Raw genomic sequence first — 15,178 nt, forward strand, 5'->3', positions numbered from 1 at the left:
AAAAGGCGCTAAATGCGCCTTTTGTTTTATCAAAGTAGAATGATCAAACTGGAATATCACGTTGAGAAACTGAACGAATGGCTTGTTTTAAAGCATCATAACCATGAATCGCTGGAAATTGTGGAAACTCAGCAATCACATTCTCAGGTGCATCAAACAGAAAACCATGATCAGCTTCACCCAGCATGGTCGTATCATTATAAGAATCCCCTGCTGCAATCACACGAAAATTCAAACCATGTAAGGCTTTTACTGCTTCACGCTTTTGATCAGGCTGGCGAAGTTTATATGCATTAATCATCCCACTTTCATCTGTCTCTAATTTATGACAGAAAATTGTTGGCCATCCCAGTTGTTGCATCAATGGATGTGCAAACTCATAAAATGTATCGGAAAGAATGATTAACTGAAAATGTGTTCGTACCCACTCTACAAACTCTTTGGCACCCGGTAATGGTCCCATATCAGCAATTACCGCTTGAATATCATTTAAGCCTAAACCATGCTGTTTTAAAATATTTAAACGTTGCGTCATCAAAACATCATAATCAGGAATGTCTCGTGTCGTCGCTTCTAATTCTTTGATTCCTGTTTTTTTTGCAAAATTAATCCAGATTTCAGGAACTAAAACACCCTCTAAGTCTAAACAAACAATTTCCATGCTTACTCCAGCCGATTTTAAAATTGCATTAGTTTAGCATGTTGTAAACCGAGTACGTCCGATCTTTTCAGCCGAAATTAGTGCTTTATTGCAGGTGGCACTTGTAAAATGGATTATAATAGCCCATGAAATAAGTTGACATCTGATAAGGCAACCTTGCAATGAGTTTAGATCTAGATCGTATCAATGCTGAATTGGGCAATGATGCTGAGAAAATAATTGAATGGGCATTAAGCCTGAATGAAAAAGCAATTGTTACGACCAATTTCCGCCCATTTGAAGCTGTAATTCTACACATGTTGACTCGTGTTAAGCCTGACATTCAAGTGGTGTGGATGGATAATGGCTATAATACGGAAACAACCTATCAATATGTGGATGAAATTAGTAAATTACTCAATCTTAATCTACTCACCTATTTACCAAAGCGTTCTCGTGCACATCGTGAAGCCTTAGAAGGGTCTGTACCTGCACTTGATGATCCTAAACATGAAGCTTTTACTGCTGAAGTAAAATTAGAGCCTTTTGAGCGTGCTCTACGTGAAACAGCGCCTAAAGTCTGGTTTACAGCTTTGCGTGCAACGGATACTGCTGTTCGTGCAGAAATGGATGCAATCAGTATTAATCCAGATGGTTTAATTAAAGTTGCACCTTTACTCAAATGGACATCAAAAGATCTTTGGGAATATATGCAAAAGCATAATCTACCAGACAATGAAGACTATTTTGATCCAACCAAAGGTGAAGAGCATCGCGAATGTGGCTTGCATTTAAGTCATTAAGTGCTCACCGTCAAGCAGCCAATATTTGGCTGCTTGTGGTTTAAGATATTAAAATGATCTTTTAATTTTCCTACATTGTCTCAATAAAAAAACTGATCAATCACGAATGCTTGATAAAATCGCTTTTCACGCTCATAAACCAACCATTCCTCACATTTTATTGGCTTTAAGTTTATTTTTGCTTATATACTAGTCATACACATCTATTAGACACACGTTTTATAATTCTAAAAACGTAGCTCATCAAGGGTTATTGATATAATTGCAGTGAGGCAATCAAGGCTATGCGACCACTACATCCAATCGACTTCATTTTTTTGTCATTAGAAAAAAGACAACAACCTATGCATGTAGGGGGACTATTTTTATTTGAAATCCCCGAAAATGCCCCCGAAACTTTTATGCAGGATCTGGTTGATGATATTCGCAAATCAAAATCGATTCCTGTCCCACCGTTTAATAATCGGCTCAATGGGCTGTTTTGGGATGAAGATGCAGAATTTGATCTGGATCATCATTTTCGTCACGTTTCTTTGCCTCACCCGGGTCGTATTCGTGAATTACTGGTTTATATTTCTCAGGAACATAGCACCTTAATTGATCGTGCCAAACCGCTATGGACCTGTAATATTATTGAAGGAATTGAAGGCAATCGTTTTGCAATGTATTTTAAAATTCATCATGCCATGGTGGATGGTGTTGCAGGTATGCGTTTGATTGAAAAGTCACTGTCGCATGAACCGACTGAAAGAAGTATCGTTCCACCATGGTGTGTTGAAGGCAAACGGGCAAAACGTTTAAAAGAACCCAAAGCTGGAAGAATCAAAAAAATCCTCACCGGTTTGAAAGGACAACTTGAAGCTGCACCACGTGTCATGCAGGAACTTTCACAAACCTTACTTAAAGATATTGGTCGTAATCCTGATTATGTTTCCAGCTTTCAGGCACCAAGCTCGATACTCAATCAGCGTGTGAGTTCTGCACGTCGTTTTGCAGCGCAATCATTTGAACTAGATCGTTTCCGTAATATTGCCAAGGCACTGGATGTCACCATTAATGATATCGTGTTAGCAGTATGTTCCGGTGCTTTGCGTGAATATCTCATCAGTCATCAAAGTTTGCCTAACAAACCATTAATTGCGATGGTGCCTGCCTCATTACGCAGTGATGATTCTGATGTGAGCAACCGAATTACCATGATTCTTGCGAATCTCGCCACGCATAAAGATGATCCTTTAGAGCGTTTGGAGATCATTCGTCGCAGTGTACAAAATGCCAAACAACGTTTTAAACGCATGACCAGTGATCAAATTCTAAATTATAGTGCTGTGGTGTATGGCCCAGCGGGACTTAATATTTTATCGGGTATGATGCCGAAACATCAGGCTTTTAATCTGGTCATTTCTAATGTTCCAGGTCCAAGAGAACCACTTTACTGGAACGGTGCAAAGCTGGATGCGCTCTACCCTGCATCCATTGTACTGGATGGTCAGGCACTTAATATTACCATGACCAGCTACCTAGATAAACTGGAAGTCGGTTTAACGGCTTGTCGCAATGCCTTACCTCGTATGCAAAACTTATTGAATCACCTTGAAGATGAAATACAACGGTTTGAGCAATTGATTGCAGAAAAAGAAAGTATGCAACAAAGAGAACGTGAAATGATTGCAGCAAGCTGATTTGAAAAATAAAAAAGAGGCTAATTAAGCCTCTTATTTTTTAATAGTACGACATTGTTTTAAAAGCTGATGACACACAGATCGAATCATCGCGGTGGTAATTTGTACTTCTTTACCTTGATCGTCCACCATATAACATGTATTTGCCACATTGCTGCTGTCAATCACATGTTTTAAACCTTGACCAAGTAATCTTTCACTTACATTCATGCTAGAGAACCTCTACTTGCTAAGACCTTTAAAAGGGAGAAAATGTCTTTGGCTACTGGATGTCTCTAGTATTTAAAATTCGCGCACGAAAGTAAAATTTCAGTTGTAACAAGGATTAAGCGAAATCCTGTTACAATTTCAGCTTAAAATGATGTCATATTGCTCTTGCGTATACAAATTTTCGACTTGAAATTTTATGACACGATTCACAAAATGCTCTAAATCCGCGACAGCAGTAGCTTCCGCAGTTAATAAGCGATCAATGACTGCAGGATGCGCAACAACAGTAAAGCCACTCTTAGATTCAAATGCGCGGGTATAACGTAATATTTCTCGAAATATCTCGTAACACACTGTTTCTGCTGTTTTCACATATCCACGTCCCTGACAGGTTGGACAGGATTCACATAAAAGATGCTCAAGTGATTCACGTGTACGCTTACGGGTCATTTCGACCAAACCAAGTTCAGACACCTGTGTAATTTTAGTCTTAGCATGGTCGCGTTCCAGCATTTTTTCAAGCTGACGCATGACTTCTTCGCGATGCATGGCTTCTTGCATATCGATGAAATCAATAATAATAATGCCACCCAGATTACGCAGTCGTAACTGACGTGCAATGACCTGTGTGGCTTCCATATTGGTTTTGAATACCGTATCCTCCAAACTGCGACCACCGACATAAGAGCCCGTATTGACATCAATCGTGGTCATGGCTTCGGTCTGGTCGATCATTAGATATCCGCCAGACTTGAGTGCAACGCGAGTCTGTAAGGCTTTTTGAATGTCTTCTTCGACATTATACAAATCAAACAGTGGACGCTCACCCGGATAATGAATCAGTCGATCTTTGATATTCGGAACAAATTCATCAATAAATTCAACTAACTTGGCATGAATTTCACGTGAATCAACATAGACTTTAGCCGTTTCTTCATTGGCCAAATCGCGAATAACCCGTTGTGGCAAAGGCAATTCTTCAAAAATCAAATTCGGGACTACGCCACCTTTTTGTTTACGTTGAATAAACTCCCACAGCTTGGCGAGGTAGCACATATCTTGTGCGATAGACGCCTCATCAATGCCTTCCGCCGCAGTCCGTACAATAACACTGCCCGGTAATTGATGCTCTTTTTGAATGCGCTCAATCATGGTTCGCAGTCGATCACGTTCTTCTTCGGATTCAATTCGTTGCGAAACGCCAATATGATTACCATAAGGCATAAGGACAAGATAGCGTGAAGGAATGGAGAGATCAGTACTTAGACGCGCGCCCTTAGTGCCCAGCATATCCTTCATCACCTGAACAGTAAGGATCTGTCCAGGATGTAATAATTCAAAAACATTAGGCGTTGGTTGTGAACGCGACCAAACCATATCATTGATATGTAAAAAAGCCGTTCGTGATAATCCAATATCGACGAAAGCCGCCTGCATACCCGGCAATACACGCACCACTTTTCCCGTGTAGATATTGCCAACTAAGCCACGTTTTACTGTGCGCTCAACAAATAATTCATTGACCGTTCCGTTTTGAATTAATGCCACCCGACACTCCATGGGTGTAACATTAATAAGTAGTTCTTCCGACATACTAAAGCTCAAAATGTTATAAAAATTCTTGTTACAGAGTTAAAGGGCGTCAGCAGAAATTTAATATCTCAATGCAACATTTACCCTATTGCCTTAACTCGTTTTAATAACTGTACTGTTTCAAACAACGGTAAGCCAACCACATTACTATAACTGCCTTCAATACGAGGAATATATTGAGCAGCAATCCCCTGTATGGCATATGCTCCAGCCTTACCCAACGGCTCACCTGTTGACCAGTAGCTTTGCATCTCTGCATCGCTTAAAGTTTGAAACTCAACACGTGTTTGTACCACTTCACTAAAAAAATCGCTTGCTGTTGCCACGCAAATTCCAGAAAAAACATCATGCCAGCGTCCAGATAACGCTGCCCATATTTCAAAAGCATGGGCTTTAGATTCTGGTTTGCCAATGATCTTATCATCAAGACCTAAACTTGTATCAGCCGCCAATACAATTGCTTGAGGATACTGATGCAAAATGGCCTGCGCTTTTTCTCGTGTCAAACGCTCAACATAATTAGATACAGATTCATGCTGGAGGGGCGACTCATCAATATCTGGACGAATCACTTCAAAATCCAGACCTAACTGCTCTAAAAGTGCTTTGCGTCTGGGCGAACTTGAGGCCAAAATTAAATGCGCCATTTTCGCAAACTATAATAAATGATCGGCCAGCACAAAATACTGGTGAGTAATGGCTGCCAATGACGCGCAATCGAAAAGTGAAAACCACCCATAATTTGCGCCATCCATAGAAAAAATAGATGTGCGATGAGGGCAAGAATCACAATAGTCCAGAGATTCCCAAAGGTTAAGATTCTTCGTTCACGGGTAAAATAGCGCACAATAAAGCTGATCAATACAAAGCTTAGCGCATTAAGCCCTAAGGGCGAATCGACCAATAGATCTGTAAACAACCCCATGGCAAAAGCAAACCAGACCCCACACCATGTTGGCTGACATAGCACCCAAAACAGCATCACCATAAACATCATCATCGGTCGCCAGCCTGAGACATCATAGGACAAAGGATAGACCACTAAAATCGAACTAATCACGATCGAAATAATAATAATGATGAGTGGATCTTTACGCTTTTCAAATTTTAATTTAGCGATCGGCATACGGTTGCTCCATCGCTAAGGACTCAGAAAATAAAACCACAACATGATGTCCGCTGGCTAACTGTGCTGCGGGAGTCACATCAATTTCAGAAAACTCACCTGAATTATGTCGACGTACCTGTGACACCGTTCCAACTAAATAGCCTGCTGGAAAATGCTCACCCAGACCAGAACTATAGACCTTATCGCCGACTTGAACATTGGCACTGGTCGGTACATATTCCATTTTTAAACGACCAAGATCACCCGTTCCTGACACAATCGCACGCATTCCCGTACGTTCCAGACGCACCGAAAGTGAATGCTCTTTGTCCGAGAGCAACATGACACGCGAACTATGAGGATAAACATTAATGATCTGCCCCATAATGCCTTTATCATCCAGTACAGTTTGTCCTACTTTAATCTGATTGGTCGCACCCCGATTAATAATAATGATATGACGTAATGGATCAGCATCCGTTCCTATCACTTCAGCAATTTCCATACGTCCATCAATAATTAAAGGCGTATCTAAAAGTCCACGCAAGCGCGTATTTTCAGCAGATAATTCAGACAGTTTTTGTAGACGAACTTGTGCCTGAAGCAATTCTGCCTGCATCGCGGTATTTTCACGACGCAGTTGAGCCTCAGATTTGGTTTGTTGGTTCAGCCATTCTCGCGACAGTACAGGATAACTTGCCAATGCGTAAATCGGATTATACGCAGCGTAAACAACATCCCTCGCTGGCTTAATGACATCTGGCATGCGCCAATTTAAAAAGAGCACTACCAGACATGTAATGACCGCGATGATAAACGAGCGAAAAGATGGCGGTTGTCTTGAAAAAAGATTCGGTTGCACCGCCTCGTCCTTAAAAAGTATTAACCAACAAACAACATGTCATGGTTTGGATTATCAAAAAATTCCAGAACTTTACCACCACCACGAGTCACACACGTGAGTGGATCTTCGGCCACCACAACAGGCAGACCTGTTTCTTGGGCAAGAAGTTTATCGAGATTGCGAAGCAATGCACCACCACCTGTCAGGACAATACCACGTTCAGCAATATCTGATGAAAGCTCTGGCGGTGTTTGTTCAAGGGCAGATTTCACTGCACTTACAATATTTTGCAGTGGATCAGAAATCGCTTGCATGACTTCATCAGAAGTGACAGTAATTGAGCGAGGCACACCTTCGGCAAGATTACGACCACGCACTTCAATTTCTAAAGTCTGACCATCAGAAACCGCCATACCGACTTCTTTCTTGATGATTTCTGCTGTGGTCTCACCAATTACGCAACCATGCGCCTTACGCACATAATGAATGATCTGTTCATCAAATACATCACCACCGATACGCAGTGAGTCGGCATAGACACAGCCTTGAAGCGAGATAATCGCAATTTCTGTGGTACCGCCACCCACATCGACCACCATTGAACCACAGGCTTGTTCAACTGGCATACCAGCACCGATTGCAGCGGCCATTGGCTCTTCAATCAAACGGACATCACGCGCGCCAGCATTAAATACTGCTTCACGAATCGCACGGCGTTCAACTAATGTTGATTTACATGGCACACATACCACCACACGTGGTGCAGGTGGGAATAGACGTTTTTCATGGACTTTACCAATAAACTGGTTCAGCATGGTTTCAGTGACTTCAAAATCAGCAATCACACCATCTTTCATTGGACGGATTGCAGAAATATTCGCTGGCGTACGACCTAACATTTGTTTAGCATCGAGACCTACAGCAGCCACAATTTTTTGCGAACCACTGTGACGAATGGCCACAACAGTCGGTTCATTTAATATAATGCCTCGGCCTGGTGCATAAATAAGTGTATTTGCTGTACCTAAATCAATGGCTAGATCTGGCGAAAACAAGCCAATTAGTCGTTTTAGAATCACGGGTCGTTCTCAGTTAAACTTTATATGGACGCAAGTTGGCAACTTTAACTAAATGTGATGCTTTGAACAAGTCAATCGCTTATTATAAGCCACATTATTTGCAAATTTTTAATACTGACTTAGGTGATGTTATGTCTACATCGGATGCTCAGCATTCAGATTTAAATGCACAAACCGTATCTCAAATTGCCAATCTTGCTCGATTGTCACTTAATGATACGCAATCTAGCGACTATGCTCAAAGTCTAAATAAAATTTTAGACATGATGGAAAGTCTAAAAAGCATTAATACTGATGGTGTTGAACCGCTAAAAAGTCCGTTTGACCATCCACAACCTTTACGTGTGGATGTGGTGACTGAAAGCAATCATCGTGATGAATATCAGGCAATTGCACCTGAAACGCAGGATGGGCTTTATCTGGTTCCACGCGTCATTGAATAGTGAAAAACAGATGAATTATTTTGTATTCATCTCCCATATTTTTAGAATTTGAAGATAAAGAATTTTTACTTATGACAGATTTACATCGCTTATCCATTCGTGAACTTTCCGAAGGCTTAAGCCAGACTCAATTTTCTTCACGCGAATTGACCCAGCATTATCTGGATCGTATTGCCAAGATTGACGGACAGATTCAAAGTTATGTGACGGTTACTGCTGAGCAAGCATTGGCTCAAGCGGATGCAGCAGATGCAGTCCTAAAAGCAGGTCATGCGACCGCTTTGACTGGTATTCCTTTAGCACATAAAGATATTTTTTGTACCCAAGGCATTAAAACCACTGCGGGTTCAAAAATGCTGGATAATTTTATTTCACCATACGATGCCACGGTGGTCGCCAAAGCTAAAGCAGCAGGCTTAGTCACTTTAGGTAAAGTGAATATGGATGAGTTCGCGATGGGCTCAACCTCAGAAAGTTCATATTTTGGTGCGACCAAAAACCCATGGGCGCTTGATCGCGTACCCGGCGGTTCATCAGGTGGTTCTGCTGCTGCGGTTGCAGCCGATCTTGCACCGTTTGCCACAGGTACAGATACGGGCGGTTCGATTCGTCAACCTGCATCATTCTGTGGTCTTACAGGCTTAAAACCGACGTATGGGCGTGTTTCGCGTTATGGCATGATCGCCTATGCATCTTCACTGGATCAAGGTGGTCCAATGGCACGTTCTGCTGAAGATTGTGCTTACTTGATGAATATCATGGCAGGTCATGATGACAAAGATTCAACCTCGGTTGAAAAAGATGTTGATGACTATGTCGTAAACTTGAATGCCACATCAGTTAAAGGTCTACGCATTGGTATTCCAAAGCAATACTTTAATGTGGCAGGTTTAGACGCTGACGTAAAAGCACGTGTTGAAGAATCGCTCAAAAAACTCGAAGACATGGGTGCGATTCTGGTTGAAATTGATCTCACCATGACTGAAAGCTATGTGCCAACTTATTACTTGATCGCACCTGCGGAAGCATCATCAAACTTGTCACGTTATGACGGTGTACGTTACGGTTATCGTTGTGAAAATCCTGTCGATTTGATGGATTTATATAAGCGTTCACGCTCTGAAGGTTTTGGCGCAGAAGTACAACGTCGTATTTTGATCGGTACATACGCGCTCTCCGCAGGCTATTACGATGCGTATTATGTCAAAGCCCAAAAAGTTCGCCGTTTGATTCAACAAGACTTCCTAAAAGCTTTTGAACAGGTTGATGTGATTGCCGCACCTTCTGCACCGACTACGGCGTATAAGATCGGCGCAGATTTAACCCCTGTTGAAATGTACTTGGGTGATATTTACACTCTTGCTGTGAACTTGGCGGGTTTACCTGCGATCAATGCACCTGTAGGTTTAGACAGCCAGAATCTGCCTGTCGGTTTACAATTGATTGGGAACTATTGGTCAGAGTCACAATTGCTTTCAATCGTGCATCAATACCAACAAGACACTCAATTCCACACTCAACGTGCGGCGATTGCTGAGGAGACTGCATAATGAACAATACTGCAAACGTAGCTCAGAAAAAGCCTAAATCAAAACTGATTGATGGTTGGGAAGTGGTGATTGGGATTGAAATTCACACTCAACTTGCCACCAAGTCTAAAATCTTCTCAGGTTCATCGACTGAATTTGGTCAAGACCCGAATACGCAAGCGAGCCTAGTTGATTTAGCCATGCCGGGCGTGCTGCCAGTGCTAAATGCCGAAGTCGTGAATCTTGCGATCCGCTTTGGTTTGGGCATTGATGCTTATATTGATCAAGCTTCAGTCTTTGCGCGTAAGAACTACTTTTACCCAGACTCACCAAAAGGCTATCAGATTAGCCAAATGGACAATCCAATTGTCGGTTTAGGTCATATCGACATTCAGCTTGATGATGGTGAAATCAAACGTATTGGCGTGACCCGTGCCCATCTTGAAGAAGATGCAGGTAAATCGATTCATGATCAATTTGAAGGTCAGTCAGGCATCGACTTAAACCGTGCAGGTACACCGCTGCTTGAAATCGTATCTGAACCCGATATGCGTTCGGTAGAAGAAGCGGTTGCCTATATCAAATCGATTCATACCCTTGTGCGTTGGCTCGGTATTTCGGATGGCAACATGGCGGAAGGTTCATTCCGTGCCGACTGTAACGTGTCATTACGTCGTCCGGGCGAAGCGTTTGGAACCCGTTGTGAGCTGAAAAACCTCAATTCCTTCCGTTTCATTGAGCAAGCAATCAATGTTGAAATTGAACGCCAAATGGAAATTTTGGAATACGGCGGCACGATTGATCAGGAAACCCGTTTGTTTGATCCAAACAAAATGGAAACTCGTTCAATGCGTTCCAAAGAAGAAGCCAACGACTATCGCTACTTCCCTGATCCAGATTTGTTGCCTGTGATCATTGCGGATGAACAGATTGAAGCGATTAAAGCCACTATGCCTGAATTGCCTGCTGCACGTCGTGAGCGTTTTATTGCGGATTTTGCTGTGACCGAGTACGATGCGCACGTCCTGACCCTTTCACGCGAAATGGCGGATTTCTATGAAGCAGTTGTAGCTGCATCTGGTGGTGCTGCGCAAGGTAAGATTGCGGCAAACTGGGTGATGGGTGAGTTCTCAGGTGCGTTGAACAAAGCAGGCTTAGAGCTTGCAGATTCGCCTGTGTCTGCTGAGCAATTAGGCGGCATGATTGCGCGTATTGTCGACAACACCATCAACGGCAAAATCGCCAAGCAAGTGTTTGGCTTTATGTGGGAAGCAGAAGGAAAATCTGCCGATGACATTATTAGCGAAAAAGGTCTGAAACAAGAAACCGATACAGGTGCGATTGAAGCGATTATCAAAGACGTACTGGCAGCCAATGAAAAAATGGTTGAAGAGTACAAGTCCGGTAAAGAAAAAGCCTTCAATGGTTTGGTTGGTCAAGTCATGAAAGCTGCAAAAGGTAAAGCCAACCCTGCGCAAGTGAATGAATTAATGAAGAAATTGATTGGTTGATTTGAACCATTAATTTGATTTAAAAGCCTCGATTTATCGGGGCTTTTTTTATAAAATACATTTTTTCAATATAAGTAAAAAAAGATGGACAAAGAAAGCGAAGTCAACTCAGATATAACAATAAAAAAAGAACTAACTCCTATAAACTCTACTAATTTACTTAAAGAAAACTTGAGTATTTTAGTCATTATTCCTGCTTTAATAGGTGGTTTATTTCAACTAGTAAAATTAGCCTCACTTGACACATCATACATAAGATTTTTTTCAGTTTCTCAAGTTGTACCTGATGGTCTAACTGTGCTTTTCTGTATTATCTTAGTTGGCTTAATTATTACTATTTTCAAATTTGGTATTAATGATTATCTGCCCTTACATACTCAAAAATATAGTTACCGAACATTCATTCAATTTATTGTAATATCGATTTGTATATATCTAGGGTATGAGTTTATTATCAATGAAAATCCTTTAAAATTTTCGTCTATAATTCTGGCCACAAGTACAAAAATTGGATTATCATTATTAGGCTACTATATTATTGCCTTTACCATAAAGAGACATTTTACTTTTTTGACAAATATTCTAGACTCTATAAAAGTAATTCTGATACTAGGCATATTTTATTTCTGTATAAAATTTATTGGATCCATTAGCTATATATACTCTAATTTTACAAACTTAGAAAATACTGTAATTTTGACTAATAAATTACAGTCCTCTCTAAAACTTAAAGAAAAACCTAATTTTGTGTATTTTAATAAAGATTATGTTTTCTTCCAATATAAAGAAAATGGGCAAGAAAAATTCATTGTAATAGATGGAAATGAATTAGTTATTAAATTGGAAAAATAAATTTCAACTTAATAACTAATTTTTACAAAAATTACTCTTTTTAATTTTTTAGAATGCATTCATTTTTTTTAATATTCGATTTAACTAAATCTCTCTAAGTTTCTCTTTAATAAAGGAAGACTTTGTGATCTGAGCAATTTGTTTCGTGGTATTCTTTCTCCTTTTGAAAGAATGAGCGTTATAACGCGTAAAAGAATTTTTTAGAAACCCTCATCCTCCACCCTTTCCCAACGGAAGAAGGAATTTCCACTACAAATCATATAACGATATCAATTTAATATTTAAGTTTAAAATTACAATCCAATCTTATTTAACAATCCTGGCGTCAAAAAGGTCATTGCAATTTTATTTAAATCAATATAACGAAGCGTCCCTTGCAACTGCTGACTCACCGCAGGGTCTTTAATAATACTTTCCCCTGCATCACGCCCTAACTGCTGAAAACTCTGCCCAACCGCTTGTAAACCTTCAGTCTGAATCACCGCTTTGGTCTGTGCCGAACATTGCTCAACAATAATCCTTTGTAATACTTGCGCCAGTTTTTGATCCAACTGATCTTTTTGTGTAGGCGTAATATTACTAAACGCTTTTAAATCTGGATGTACCGATAACGCTGCATACGTCCACTGTAAGACAGTTGTTTTATCTGCTGCGGTGGTCGATTTCACCAGACAATCACTGAGTTGATCGACAGTGGGGCCAGCACTCGCGATTTGAGTTCCACCCAAGCTACTTAACAAAACAAGTGAAGTTCCAGCAATTGAATATTTACGGCGAATCACAGCATACAAACGAGACATTGTTCTAACTCCAGTCAGCAATGCTCTATTTCTATCACAATTTTAATCGTTGTATCTGTTACTAGGCTGTAAATAAAAAGCTTAGCCCTGTCCTGCATAATTCCAATTATCGGGGATATTAGGCTGTTTGGGAACGTGATTTAAATCAATCTTTAGGTTGCGACTGCCCTTATAAGATTTCTCACCCAAGTCAGAGACAGGAGATACCTCTAAATGATAGTGATAGCGGAATTGCCACAGCATCGGTTTAAGCGGACGAATATCCAGACTTAAACCATCTTCATCATGACATCGATCTTTAGCCTGTTCATAGTCCTGCTCAGAAAAACAGGCTCGAACCATACGACTAAAACTAAATGGATAATCTTGTATAAAGCGATGTGTTTTTCCATGCTCAAGTAACTCAAAAAAACTGGCGCGTTCGATACTCGCCCCACCACCTGAATACATTTCTGAAAAAGGTGCAATCACAGCAACCGCATAACGGGTGGATGTCATTGGAAAAAGTTTGGGGAAAATGAAGGATTGATTTTCAACATTTGTATTTTCATCGCTGAGCGAAAATTGCCATTGATCATCCAGTTTTAATCCTGTCTGAGACGGTCTAAAAGCAGCGATATGATTTTTATTAAATATCCATAATTTTTGATCAGGTGTTTTTGTACTTTGCCATTGAGCTGGCTGCTCACAAAGTGGTTTGAACTGTTTGCAAATTTGCGTTTGCTCAGTTTTACTTAACTGATCTTTTTTAAAATCCAGAATGCTAAAGGGTGCAGCAAAAATCCTCAGGCTAATCGCACTACCTAAGGTGATCATAAATAATGGATTATAAAATTGCCGACTAAATTTCATTTTAGCGATCTCTGGATTAATGAACACGATACATGAGCTTGTTTTATACCATTAAGACTTGATAATGCTCTTGCTGCGAAAACAGATTTGATAAAAATTATTGAATCTGTTTAAGCATGTATTTCGCACCTGCATGATTCTGATTAGTCGCCAAATTTTGTAAGATGCCCACCGCACGTGCTTTCGGATTGGCAAAACGATTTTTATACGCCGAGACATGGGTTAAACATTTAGCGACTAATACGCCCGATTCCGCATATACATTACTGCCGTTGGTATTATAAAGCTTTCCGAAGCTATATGCTTTTTCAGCATTATTACAAGCCGCAATCTGATTTTGATTTTTACTCAAATCTTTACGTGCATCGACATAATATCTTAATTGCTGTGATTGAGGCGTTTCAGCTCGTTTCTCTGTCAATTTTGTAGCTATTTCTGTATTTAATTTATGCTCTTTCTTGATGTCTAATTCTTTTTTAAGATCAGACTCCTTTTTAGATTCAGTCTCTTTTTCAGACCCATGTTTATTATTTTTAACTGCAATGCTTTGCGTGACTATTTTCTTAGACGTAACGGTTGAATTTGTGATCTTGCCATAAAAGTTTTTGCTTTCTTCCAATGACATTAAACGTGTTTGCAAACTCACAACTCGACTACCATCATGACCTTGCATTAACTGATGTTCTGCAACAGGTTCAATCGAAACAATCCAGTTTTGAGCTTGATTGGTCTGACATTGATATGCACCAATGCCTTGTTTGACATGACGATGCGCTGCCAAAGCTCTCTTAGCCGCAGGATCTTTCACGAGACTCAGATTACTTTTATACAATAACGAAAATTTACCGCCAGTGGCATGGCAATATTGACTGAGATATTTTCGGGGATACAGTGATTCAGGTTCAAGCTCTCCCTGCTGTTGTCCCCCATCATAAATATAGTCTTTAGCCGACCCATCGCGATTATTTAATTGTTTTTGGGTAATCAATGCCTGTGCTGAAGCAAAGCTTTGCAATGGTTCTGGCTGATTTTTTTGTACCGATGCGCAGCCATGCAAAGCTAATGTAATTATTCCCCACCCAATAATTTTTTGAATATTCACGTCCAATGTCTCAATTCTTTTTTTATGGGTTAATATAGCTTAAAACATTTCTAAAAATAAACATAAGATCATGATTTTACATGAAATAAATTTTAAAGAAATTTGATCTTGTTTTCAAATTAATTAATAA

The 15,178-nt window shown here is 40.2% G+C and carries 16 protein-coding genes; 6 read left to right on the forward strand and 10 right to left on the reverse strand.

Annotated features, from left to right (window positions below; all coding sequences use genetic code 11):
• Positions 1–43: 43 nt before the first annotated feature.
• Positions 44–661 carry a bifunctional phosphoserine phosphatase/homoserine phosphotransferase ThrH gene (thrH, locus tag E0D95_RS02235; RefSeq protein WP_130802341.1) on the reverse strand — a complete coding sequence of 206 codons (618 nt, stop codon included), beginning with the start codon at positions 659–661 and terminating at the stop codon, positions 44–46.
• A 161-nt stretch (positions 662–822) separates the two neighbouring features.
• Between thrH and E0D95_RS02240 the strand changes: the two genes are divergently transcribed.
• On the forward strand, positions 823–1,443 hold the full coding sequence (locus E0D95_RS02240; protein WP_130802342.1) for a phosphoadenosine phosphosulfate reductase domain-containing protein: 621 nt from the start codon (positions 823–825) through the stop codon (positions 1,441–1,443).
• A 284-nt stretch (positions 1,444–1,727) separates the two neighbouring features.
• Positions 1,728–3,125, forward strand: coding sequence for a WS/DGAT/MGAT family O-acyltransferase (locus E0D95_RS02245; RefSeq protein WP_130802343.1), 1,398 nt, complete (start codon positions 1,728–1,730; stop codon positions 3,123–3,125).
• Between the two features lie 33 nt (positions 3,126–3,158).
• Here the strand turns inward: E0D95_RS02245 and E0D95_RS02250 are convergent, their stop codons facing one another.
• From E0D95_RS02250 to E0D95_RS02275, 6 genes are all read right to left on the reverse strand, one after another.
• Positions 3,159–3,335, reverse strand: a complete 177-nt coding sequence (locus E0D95_RS02250; protein ID WP_130802344.1) for a PA1571 family protein — start codon at positions 3,333–3,335, stop codon at positions 3,159–3,161.
• Positions 3,336–3,473: 138 nt separating this feature from the next.
• The gene (rng, locus tag E0D95_RS02255) at positions 3,474–4,928 is read right to left on the reverse strand and encodes a ribonuclease G (RefSeq protein ID WP_130802345.1); all 1,455 of its coding nucleotides are present in this window, start codon (positions 4,926–4,928) and stop codon (positions 3,474–3,476) included.
• Positions 4,929–5,008: 80 nt separating this feature from the next.
• A complete protein-coding gene (locus tag E0D95_RS02260) occupies positions 5,009–5,575 on the reverse strand; it encodes a Maf-like protein (RefSeq protein WP_130802346.1) in 567 nt (188 codons plus the stop codon).
• Positions 5,563–6,054, reverse strand: a complete 492-nt coding sequence (gene mreD / locus E0D95_RS02265) for a rod shape-determining protein MreD (RefSeq protein WP_130802347.1) — start codon at positions 6,052–6,054, stop codon at positions 5,563–5,565. Before mreD ends, E0D95_RS02260 begins: the two co-directional genes overlap by 13 nt.
• Complete coding sequence (mreC, locus tag E0D95_RS02270) at positions 6,041–6,898, reverse strand: rod shape-determining protein MreC (RefSeq protein WP_130802348.1); 858 nt, start codon at positions 6,896–6,898, stop codon at positions 6,041–6,043. Before mreC ends, mreD begins: the two co-directional genes overlap by 14 nt.
• A gap of 20 nt (positions 6,899–6,918) precedes the next feature.
• Complete coding sequence (locus tag E0D95_RS02275) at positions 6,919–7,959, reverse strand: rod shape-determining protein (protein WP_130802349.1); 1,041 nt, start codon at positions 7,957–7,959, stop codon at positions 6,919–6,921.
• A gap of 131 nt (positions 7,960–8,090) precedes the next feature.
• Between E0D95_RS02275 and gatC the strand changes: the two genes are divergently transcribed.
• From gatC to E0D95_RS02295, 4 genes are all read left to right on the forward strand, one after another.
• Positions 8,091–8,402, forward strand: coding sequence for an Asp-tRNA(Asn)/Glu-tRNA(Gln) amidotransferase subunit GatC (gene gatC, locus E0D95_RS02280; protein ID WP_130802350.1), 312 nt, complete (start codon positions 8,091–8,093; stop codon positions 8,400–8,402).
• A gap of 71 nt (positions 8,403–8,473) precedes the next feature.
• Positions 8,474–9,952 carry an Asp-tRNA(Asn)/Glu-tRNA(Gln) amidotransferase subunit GatA gene (gatA, locus tag E0D95_RS02285; RefSeq protein ID WP_130802351.1) on the forward strand — a complete coding sequence of 493 codons (1,479 nt, stop codon included), beginning with the start codon at positions 8,474–8,476 and terminating at the stop codon, positions 9,950–9,952.
• Positions 9,952–11,442 (forward strand): Asp-tRNA(Asn)/Glu-tRNA(Gln) amidotransferase subunit GatB, encoded by a 1,491-nt coding sequence (gatB, locus tag E0D95_RS02290; RefSeq protein ID WP_130802352.1) that lies wholly within the window; start codon positions 9,952–9,954, stop codon positions 11,440–11,442. The genes gatA and gatB overlap by 1 nt, the downstream gene beginning before the upstream one ends.
• An 84-nt stretch (positions 11,443–11,526) precedes the next feature.
• The gene (locus tag E0D95_RS02295) at positions 11,527–12,294 is read left to right on the forward strand and encodes a hypothetical protein (protein WP_130802353.1); all 768 of its coding nucleotides are present in this window, start codon (positions 11,527–11,529) and stop codon (positions 12,292–12,294) included.
• Positions 12,295–12,587: 293 nt separating this feature from the next.
• Here E0D95_RS02295 and E0D95_RS02300 read toward each other — a convergent pair whose 3' ends face one another.
• The 3 genes from E0D95_RS02300 to E0D95_RS02310 form a co-directional block, all read right to left on the reverse strand.
• Positions 12,588–13,094 carry a hypothetical protein gene (locus E0D95_RS02300; protein ID WP_130802354.1) on the reverse strand — a complete coding sequence of 169 codons (507 nt, stop codon included), beginning with the start codon at positions 13,092–13,094 and terminating at the stop codon, positions 12,588–12,590.
• An 81-nt stretch (positions 13,095–13,175) separates the two neighbouring features.
• Complete coding sequence (locus E0D95_RS02305) at positions 13,176–13,946, reverse strand: hypothetical protein (RefSeq protein WP_130802355.1); 771 nt, start codon at positions 13,944–13,946, stop codon at positions 13,176–13,178.
• 97 nt (positions 13,947–14,043) lie between these two features.
• On the reverse strand, positions 14,044–15,048 hold the full coding sequence (locus E0D95_RS02310; RefSeq protein WP_228258822.1) for a hypothetical protein: 1,005 nt from the start codon (positions 15,046–15,048) through the stop codon (positions 14,044–14,046).
• Positions 15,049–15,178: the final 130 nt, after the last annotated feature.

The organism is Acinetobacter ihumii (assembly GCF_900625095.1).
Taxonomy (GTDB): Bacteria; Pseudomonadota; Gammaproteobacteria; order Pseudomonadales; family Moraxellaceae; genus Acinetobacter; species Acinetobacter ihumii.